This is a genomic window from Microcystis sp. M179S2 (assembly GCF_020245805.1).
Classification (GTDB): Bacteria; Cyanobacteriota; Cyanobacteriia; order Cyanobacteriales; family Microcystaceae; genus Microcystis; species Microcystis aeruginosa.
The window spans coordinates 1-8,758 of the sequence record NZ_JADBUE010000315.1 but is presented as its reverse complement, the minus strand read 5'-3'; the positions used below and the strand labels follow the sequence as shown (position 1 = coordinate 8,758).

Below are 8,758 nucleotides of genomic sequence, written 5' to 3'. Positions count from 1 at the left end.
TTTCGGACAGCGATGTCTTTCCGTTTCTTTGAGTGGCTGACCGAGAATCGGGATGTGTTTGCCGCTTACAAAGCCAGTTTAGGCTTTATTTGGGCTTGAAATTTGTTTAAGTCCCACTAGGTGCAAGGGCTTTAATGTCATGAAACCTTAAAATGAGAATTGCTGGCCAATAATCTTTTGGCAGTACACGAATCATGCCACGATTACATCCAGATGTGCAAAAGTGAAAGCTAAGATTATCGGGAGCCGAGTGCGGTGAAAGTCGCACGCTCGCATCTAAGAGAGAGGTGCGGAGGATAATACCTCCCATCGACTCTACCCACTTTATATCCATTTTGTCCTTAATATCCTCCAAGAAGGTCAACATTTGGCTTTAATGAAGCATTTTCTTAAACCTTTTTCCCCCGGAGAAGATCGTTTTGCTAATATCGAAACCACTAAAGCTGAGAACGGTGGACCGATTCTGGCCGAAGCGCTCGCTTATCTGGAATGTCGGGTAGAACAACGAATGGAGTGCGGTGATCATTGGCTGCTTTATGCGATCGCAGAAAAAGGTAAGGTTTTACACCAGGGTTTAACCGCTATCCATCATCGCAAATCCGGCAGTTATTATTAATTTGTCGTTATGATCATTTCAGGGGGTGTTTTCAGGCAGGATAACCCACCCTGATTGGTCTAAAAATATATTCTTATGAAAAGCATTGTTTTAATTGTTGGCTTTGAAACCTTTAACAGTAATTTGTATCGGCAATCGGGCCTGTTGGCTAGTTCTAAATGTCCCGATTTAGAAGTAAAAGTATTTAGCGATAAATCCTTGACTAGCGAACCGGAAATAGTCGAGCAAGCTTTAGCCAATGCCGACGTTTTTTTTGCTAGTTTGATCTTCGATTACGATCAAGTTACTTGGCTGCGGCAACGAGCAGCACAGATTCCGATTCGCTTAGTTTTTGAGTCTGCTTTAGAGTTAATGAGTTTAACCCGTTTGGGAGAATTTGCCATCGGGGATAAACCCAAAGGAATGCCAAAACCAATTCAATTTATCTTGAGTAAATTTTCCAGTGGCAAGGAAGAAGATAAGTTAGCCGGTTATCTCAGTTTCCTTAAAACTGGTCCGAAACTGCTGAAATTTATTCCCGCTAAAAAAGTTCAAGATTTGCGTAATTGGTTAATTATTTACGGTTATTGGAATGCGGGAGGAACGGAAAATGTTGCCGCTATGTGTTGGGTAATTGCCCAAAAATATCTAAAATTAAAAGTACGGGAAATACCCGAAGTTATCGAAACTCCCAATAAGGGACTATTACACCCCGATTATCAGGGTTATTTTCTCACTCCCCAAGAATATTTGACTTGGTATAAAAAAAATAAATCCCTTGATAAACCAGTGGTGGCCCTGCTGCTTTATCGGAAGCACGTTATCAGTAAACTACCCTATATTAATCAATTAATCCGTCATTTTGAAACGGCTAATTTAATTCCCTTACCCGTGTTTATTAACGGAGTGGAAGGCCATACAATTGTTCGGGATTGGTTAACCACAGACTACGAAATTCAGCAAAGAAAAAAAGGAATCATTGAAACTCCTTCTTTAAGTGAAGATGCGGTGACAGTAGATGCAATTGTTTCGACGATTGGCTTTCCTTTGGTGGGGGGTCCCGCGGGTTCCATGGAAGCAGGAAGACAGGTAGAAGTGGCTAAACGAATTCTGTCCGCTAAAAATATTCCTTATCTTATCGCTGCCCCTTTATTGATTCAAGATATTTATTCTTGGACAAGACAGGGAATCGGTGGTTTACAGAGTGTGGTTCTATACGCTTTACCGGAATTAGATGGGGCAATTGATACGATTCCTCTGGGGGGATTAGTGGGGGAAACTATCTATTTAATCCCCAAAAGATTACAGCGTTTAACTGGACGTTTGCATAGTTGGATTAAGTTACATAAAACCCCTCCGCAAGAACGGAAAATAGCCATCATTCTCTATGGATTTCCCCCGGGTTATGGGGCAGTTGGTACGGCAGCTTTATTAAATGTTCCCCGGAGTTTAGTTAAGTTTTTACAAGCTTTACAAGCGCAGGGTTATAATGTGGGAACGATTCCCGAAGACGGGGAAGAAATTATTCAAAAAGTTAAATTTGCCGATGATGAAAATCTCTCTAAACAAAATCGTTTATCGATAGAAACTTTAGAAAATTGGCTAGGTTATCTGTTAACTTCTCGCATTGAAAAACACTGGAAATCTCTGAAAGATGCGGGAATAAAAACTATTGGCGACCAGTATCATTTAGGGGGAATTGAGTTAGGTAATATCTGGATTGGAGTGCAACCACCTTTAGGAATTGCTGGGGATCCGATGCGGTTAATGTTTGAAAAAGATTTAACTCCTCACCCTCAGTATGCAGCCTTTTATCAGTGGTTACAAAAAGATTTTAAGACCGATGCGCTCGTTCATTTTGGTATGCACGGAACCGTCGAATGGCTGCCCGGTTCACCCCTAGGAAATACTGGTTATTCTTGGTCAGATATTTTATTAGGAGATTTACCGAATTTATATATTTATGCCGCTAATAATCCCTCGGAATCTATCCTAGCCAAACGTCGCGGCTATGGGGTGTTAATTTCCCATAATGTGCCTCCCTACGGACGAGCGGGATTATATAAAGAATTGATGATTTTACGAGATTTGATTGCAGAGTTTCGAGAAAATCCTGAGAAAAATTACGCTTTAAGAGATAGTATCCTCCAAAAGATTATTGATACAGGTATCTCTAAAGATTGTCCTTTTCTGGAAGCAGAAAAACAGGGAATAGAATTCACTTTAGAAAATGCCAAATTATTTAGCCGCTATGCACTAACCGATTATTTTGTCAAGGTGTATAATTACCTACAAATCGTCGAACAAAGACTATTTTCTTCGGGTTTACACACCCTAGGAACTGCTCCCAATCAGGAAGAATTAAAAGGTTATCTTGATGCTTATTTCACCGATTTATCTGAGCGAGAATTTCAGCAAATTCTCGCTGACGAAGCAACCAATGAAAAGCTTAAAGAAGGCATTGCTATTAAAAATTTATTAGGACAAAATAGCGAAGAATTAACTAATCTTTTGCGGGGATTAAATGGGGAATATGTACCACCGGCACCGGGGGGTGATTTACTCCGGGATGGTGCGGGAGTTTTGCCCACAGGACGCAATATACACGCTTTAGACCCCTACCGGATGCCTTCCCCAGCAGCCTACACCCGCGGACGAGAAATCGCCAAAAAACTCCTAGAACAAAACCTAACCGAAAAAGGAAAATATCCCGAAACTGTAGCAGTTTTACTCTGGGGATTAGATGTGATTAAAACTAAGGGTGAATCCCTGGGTATTCTCTTAGAATTAGTCGGTGCGGAACCGGTGAAAGAGGGGACAGGAAGAATTGTCAGGTATGAATTAAAACCTTTAGGGGAAATTGGACACCCGCGCATCGATATTCTGGCTAATTTATCGGGAATTTTTCGGGATACTTTTATCAATATTATCGAGTTATTGGATGATTTAATGCAGCGGGCAGCCGAGATAGAAGAATCGGAAAATGATAATTATATCCGTAAGCACTATTTAGCCTTAAAAAGTCAAGGAATTGACAATGCCAGCGCTCGTTTATTTTCCAATCCTGCCGGGGATTTTGGCTCTTTAGTTAATGACCAAGTAGTGGAGGGAAATTGGGACAATGACAACGAATTAGCGAAAACTTGGGAAAAGCGTAATGTTTTTAGTTATGGTCGTCAAGATAAGGGACAAGCGCGGCCAGAAGTGCTACAACAGTTATTAAAAACCAGTGAAAGTATTATCCAAGAAATTGACTCGGTAGAATACGGTTTAACCGATATTCAGGAATACTACGGCAACACGGGAGGATTAAAATTAGCCGCAGAAAAACAAAGCGGTAAACGGGTAATGACAAGTTTTGTCGAGAGTTTTTCCAATGATACAACTCCCCGCAAATTAGAGGAGGTTTTGCGCTTAGAATACCGCAGTAAATTACTCAATCCTAAATGGGCCAATGCCATGGTTAATCAAGGTTCTGGTGGGGCCTACGAAATCTCCCAAAGAATGACCGCTTTAATTGGTTGGGGCGGTACGGCTAATTTTAGTGACGATTGGGTGTATGATCAGGCAGCCGATACCTACGCTTTTGATGCAGAAATGGCGGAAAAATTGCGTCAAGCTAATCCCGAAGCTTTCCGTAATATTGTCGGTAGAATGTTAGAAGCACAGGGTCGCGGTTTTTGGCAAGCAGACCCCGACAAATTAGAGAAATTACAGGAATTATATCAATTGACCGATGAAAAATTAGAAGGGGTTACTTAGGTTTTTTAGGCTGCATCTCATTTTTGTCAATCTACCAAGTTGGGATTTTTACGGGGACACTCTCGGCTAAAATCGGTCATTACTTCCGATTTTACCACTCAATCCAAGCCTTTGGGGGGTTCTACCCCCCAAACCCCCCGTTGGGGGCGTGGCGCCGCCCCCAAACCCCCCGCGCATTAGTTTTTCGGTGGGATGCTTACACGCAGCCGCTGACCCATCTGTAATAATTTAAGAGTCACTGATAATTGCTGATTGTCGGTATTTCTGCAAATGTGAGATGCACCCGGGTTTTCATCGCAACAGGGAATCCTTGGCATAATCTGATTTCCCTCCTGTTTTACTCAGCAGACGGATATTTTCAATCAGGATTGATTTTTCTAACGCTTTGGCCATATCGTATAAAGTCAAGGCTGCCACAGATACCGCCGTTAAAGCTTCCATTTCTACCCCAGTTTCCGATTTTGTCACCACTTCTGCCCGAATTTCGTAGCCGGGTAACTCTGCTTTCGGGATAATCTGAACATTGATTTTTTGCAGGGGTAAGGGATGGCAAAGGGGAATTAAACAGGAAGTTTGTTTGGCCGCCATAATTCCGGCTAGTCTGGCCGTCCCTAAAACGTCACCTTTGGGCGCATTTCCCTGTTCTATGGCTTCAAAAGTCGTTTTTAGCATTCTCACTTGTCCTAGGGCGATAGCAGTGCGTTTAGTGGGCATTTTCTCCGATACATCCACCATCTGGGCCTCGCCTTGGCTGTCGAGATGAGATAATTTTTCTTTACCCTCTTGCGTCATTGAATGAACCTGTGCTATAGTAGTTTACTGTTGAGAAAAACAAGGGCTTGTAGCTTAGTGGATTAGAGCGTGTGGCTACGGACCACAAGGTCGGGAGTTCGAGTCTCTCCAAGCCCGTTACATACAATGGCATATACTACAGGAATTAGGGACATATAGTTCCTAATTTCTTTGGTTTTTTGCCCCATCTTCCCACTTTCCTATACTTTTTAAACAGGATTTAGTATCAGCAGCCAGTTTTGCCGAGGTATTTTTTACCCTCAAACAGTGAAAGAAACTAAACTTTTAGGATTGTATAATACTAAATCTGGTTATTAAAAACTGATTATTTATTCCCCCTTTTGCCTTTTGCCTCTTGCCTTTTGCCTGTCCTTATAAGTAACCTATGCTCAACGGATTTAGTATAATATGAATTCTCCTGCACCTGTGCCGACACCCTTTCAAGTTGCTTTAGAGCGTTACCAGAATGCTCTAAATTATTTAGATACTTCTCATAATAAATCTCTGAAAAAAGCACAGGCTTTAGAAATTATTGCCGCCAGAGATGCTCTTCATAAACAAATGGAAGCTGAGGCGGAAATTTCGGTTGATATGTCGTCAAAATTAATCGAACAAGATAATAGATTAAAACAGAAAAGTTACAAAATTACTCAAGTTCTTGACTTAGCTGAATATCGGGAGACTTTACCTATTTCTGCTCAGGCTTGGTGGTGGCATTTAGAAAGTAGGGAATCTCTGCATCCTTGCAATCGCTTTGATTGGTTATTGAGAAGCGGTAAACTGGTTTTATTAGGGGTTAATTTTACATTAATCGGAACGATTGCTACTCGGTTTCTTAGTGGTGGTTCAGGTTTGCTAGAAATAGGGGGTGTTATTTTTTCGACTTTCATTTCTTTATTACAAACTGAAAATGCTCTCACACGGACGCGCCAGAAGGGTTTTGTTAAGTTAATGAAATTGCTTGGTATTGCTGAACATTGGTATGAAGAAATACAGTTTTCTGTAACAGTAATAGTCTTTGCTATTCTCTTGGGAATTTATCTAAATTTCTCTTGGTTTTCTGAGTTTTATAAGCAAGAAGGCAACCGTTTACAATCTCCTCCGCCAGCAAGTCAAGAATTTCCTAATTTAGCTTCAGCCGAAGAGAAGTATTTAAAAGCGATTGAGTTAGATCCAGATAATCTAGATGCTCATTATAAGTTGGCAACACTTTATGAAGAGTTACAGGATTTGACTAATGGGAAGAAACACTATTTAATTGCGGCAAAAGGTGGTTTTATAGATGCTTATAATAATCTCGCTTATTGGTATCTGCGCGATAATAAGAATGCAGAAGCAGTAGAGTTACTGGAAAAAGCCAAGAGATTATTAGGAGAAAAAGATGAAAAACTAGACCAATTTACTGAAGAGGAGAAACGCAATTTAGCAGTACAAAAATATAGTATTTATAAAAATCTAGGCTGGGCCAGATTTAAGCAAAATCGCAGTGAAGATGCAGTTCCTAATCTTTTAGTTGCTATTGGTATCGCTGAAAATCCAGCTTATCAGAAATTTATCCGCAATCCCGGTGCTGCTTTTTGTATTTATGCTCAACTTTTAGAAAAAGAAGACAAGAAATTATCTCAGGAAAATTGGCGTAAATGTCTTAATTTAGCTCAAGGGAGGGAAATTAAGACAGAGGAAGAACAATGGTTATATGAAGCGAGGAAAAAATTAAAGTGAAGTAAAGTTTAGTGACTATTCTCTGAGTAATGCGCTAAATCCTTCTTGCTGAAAATGCTTATCAAAGGTTAATATTTCAGAGATTTCCAGTTGTCTCATAATCTGCATGGAAGCACAATCAGTTAAGCTATAACCTTTATCTAATCGTCTTTGATAAAAATCAAAAGCCTGCTCAAATTGTTCACTGGTTTGGGGAATGATTTCTATACTAGAATCGTTTTTCAAATCGTTGGTTAAGTTAATAGCAGATTGGCGTAGATAATCTCCTCTTCCTGACAATGCGTTAAGTAATTCTGTCAAAATCATTTCGCTAGTAATTCCTGTAAATTTTCCTAGTCTTACTGTCATTAGTGTGGCAAGTTCATGGAGATTGTCTCTATAATCAGCGAGTGCTTGCAAATAGGATGTATCTAAGAAAATTTTTCTCATTCTTCCTCATCTTCTCTTGGTGCGCCGTACATATAGTGTTCAAAATTACGCGCAAAGTCTGTAGGTAAGTGTTTTCGCCATTCTGACTGGGGAACAAGTGCGCCAATTTCTGCAATTCTTTGCCAAAAAGGTTTTTTGCGGAATTCGGGATCAGCTTGAAGTTGAGCGAATTTTGCTTGTAATTCAGCTATTGTCGGCAGTTCCTCTATTGTCGGAATTTCTTCTGTGCGAGTGGGATTGTTTGGGGGATTCATAATCATTTAGTGGGATTAGTTTACTACATATATTATAACTTTGAATTGACGTTAGTTCTGTGTTTGTTATTCTTCCTCATCTTCTCTCGGTGCGCCGTACATATAATGTTCCGCGTTGCGCGCAAAGTCTGTAGGTAAGTGTTTTCGCCATTCTGATTGGGGAACAACTTTACCAATCTCAACAATTCTTTGCCAAAAAGGTTTTTTGCGAAATTCTGGGTCATTTTCTAGTGCATCCCATTTAGCATCGAGTTCTTCCATTGATAACTCAGGCTCTTCGGATGTGTTAGAGGTTGAATGATTGTTTAAGTTAGTCATGATTAAAGTTTCCTTAGTGATAATAGGTTACTTTTATCATAGCATTTTCGAGTTGGAGCGAGGTACGGAGATTATCGAGGGTAATTAACCACAGAGACACAAAGAACACAGAGATTATTCACCGATGTTATAATTTATAATGATGATGGCAAGAGAGCCGAATGTTTAACTGAAAGCTTGACATTATTTTATGTACAGACTATATTATAGTTATGGAATGGAATATTATATTTGATCCAGATTTTAGGTTCTGGTTTTATCAACAAGAACAGGGACTTCAAAATGAAGTATTTGCTGTTTTAACTGTATTGATGAAACTTAGACCAGCACTGGGGAGACCACGAGTTGATACCATTGAAGGATCTTCTTTTAAGAATATGAAAGAGCTTCGTATTCAGTATAAAGGTGAACCTTGGCGTGTTTTATTTGCCTTTGATCCTCATCGACAAGCAATTTTACTTGTTGGGGGGAACAAGTCAGGTAACAAAAGATGGTACAAAGAAAATATTCCTATAGCAGATCAACGTTATCAAAAATATCTGGAAAAACTTAAGGAAGAAAAGTCATGAAAGAATATACCAACTTCTCGGAAGAATTTAATAAACTTTGTGGAGAACGACAAGCAATTATTAAAGCAAGAGCTTCCCAAATTTATCTGGAGGAACTTACGCTTAAGTATTTGCAGGAAAAACTAGGTTTATCTTTATCAGAATTGGCAGAGCATCTTGAAGTACAGCAATCAATAGTACCTAACCTTAAACAAGAGCAAAATCTAGAGCTAAATACACTGCGCGAAGTAGTTAACGCCTTAGGTGGAACTGTCGAAATTATTGTCAAAATTCCCAACAAAGAACCTATAATTATTGGTGACTATTCAGAAACGAAG

Annotated in this window: 8 protein-coding genes, 1 tRNA gene and 1 pseudogene; 6 read left to right on the top strand and 4 right to left on the bottom strand. The window is 39.8% G+C overall.

What is annotated here, in order from left to right:
* Positions 1 to 334 precede the first annotated feature (334 nt).
* Both IM500_RS19845 and bchH read left to right on the top strand, forming a co-directional pair.
* A pseudogene (locus IM500_RS19845) lies at positions 335 to 616 on the top strand (flavin reductase family protein); the annotation flags it as partial.
* A 75-nt stretch (positions 617 to 691) separates the two neighbouring features.
* Positions 692 to 4,357 carry a magnesium chelatase subunit H gene (gene bchH / locus IM500_RS19840; protein ID WP_287739391.1) on the top strand — a complete coding sequence of 1,222 codons (3,666 nt, stop codon included), beginning with the start codon at positions 692 to 694 and terminating at the stop codon, positions 4,355 to 4,357.
* A gap of 291 nt (positions 4,358 to 4,648) precedes the next feature.
* Here the strand turns inward: bchH and moaC are convergent, their stop codons facing one another.
* Positions 4,649 to 5,149 (bottom strand): cyclic pyranopterin monophosphate synthase MoaC, encoded by a 501-nt coding sequence (moaC, locus tag IM500_RS19835; protein WP_002759269.1) that lies wholly within the window; start codon positions 5,147 to 5,149, stop codon positions 4,649 to 4,651.
* Between the two features lie 43 nt (positions 5,150 to 5,192).
* Here moaC and IM500_RS19830 point away from each other — a divergent pair.
* Both IM500_RS19830 and IM500_RS19825 read left to right on the top strand, forming a co-directional pair.
* Positions 5,193 to 5,266: transfer RNA gene (locus IM500_RS19830), tRNA-Arg, on the top strand.
* 291 nt (positions 5,267 to 5,557) lie between these two features.
* Positions 5,558 to 6,871 (top strand): tetratricopeptide repeat protein, encoded by a 1,314-nt coding sequence (locus tag IM500_RS19825; RefSeq protein WP_287739390.1) that lies wholly within the window; start codon positions 5,558 to 5,560, stop codon positions 6,869 to 6,871.
* A 15-nt stretch (positions 6,872 to 6,886) separates the two neighbouring features.
* Here the strand turns inward: IM500_RS19825 and IM500_RS19820 are convergent, their stop codons facing one another.
* Genes IM500_RS19820 through IM500_RS19810 form a run of 3 tightly spaced genes read right to left on the bottom strand, consistent with a single transcriptional unit; the run spans position 6,887 to position 7,872 of the window.
* A complete protein-coding gene (locus IM500_RS19820; protein ID WP_052276320.1) occupies positions 6,887 to 7,300 on the bottom strand; it encodes a type II toxin-antitoxin system VapC family toxin in 414 nt (137 codons plus the stop codon).
* The gene (locus IM500_RS19815) at positions 7,297 to 7,560 is read right to left on the bottom strand and encodes a hypothetical protein (RefSeq protein WP_002766985.1); all 264 of its coding nucleotides are present in this window, start codon (positions 7,558 to 7,560) and stop codon (positions 7,297 to 7,299) included. Before IM500_RS19815 ends, IM500_RS19820 begins: the two co-directional genes overlap by 4 nt.
* Positions 7,561 to 7,620: 60 nt before the next feature.
* Positions 7,621 to 7,872 carry a hypothetical protein gene (locus tag IM500_RS19810; protein ID WP_287739389.1) on the bottom strand — a complete coding sequence of 84 codons (252 nt, stop codon included), beginning with the start codon at positions 7,870 to 7,872 and terminating at the stop codon, positions 7,621 to 7,623.
* 212 nt (positions 7,873 to 8,084) lie between these two features.
* On the opposite strand from IM500_RS19810, the gene IM500_RS19805 reads away from it, so the two are divergent.
* On the top strand, positions 8,085 to 8,441 hold the full coding sequence (locus IM500_RS19805) for a type II toxin-antitoxin system RelE/ParE family toxin (RefSeq protein WP_125731190.1): 357 nt from the start codon (positions 8,085 to 8,087) through the stop codon (positions 8,439 to 8,441).
* On the top strand, positions 8,438 to 8,758 hold a 321-nt coding region (locus IM500_RS19800), incomplete at its 3' end, for a helix-turn-helix transcriptional regulator (protein ID WP_287739388.1). The genes IM500_RS19805 and IM500_RS19800, both read left to right, overlap by 4 nt.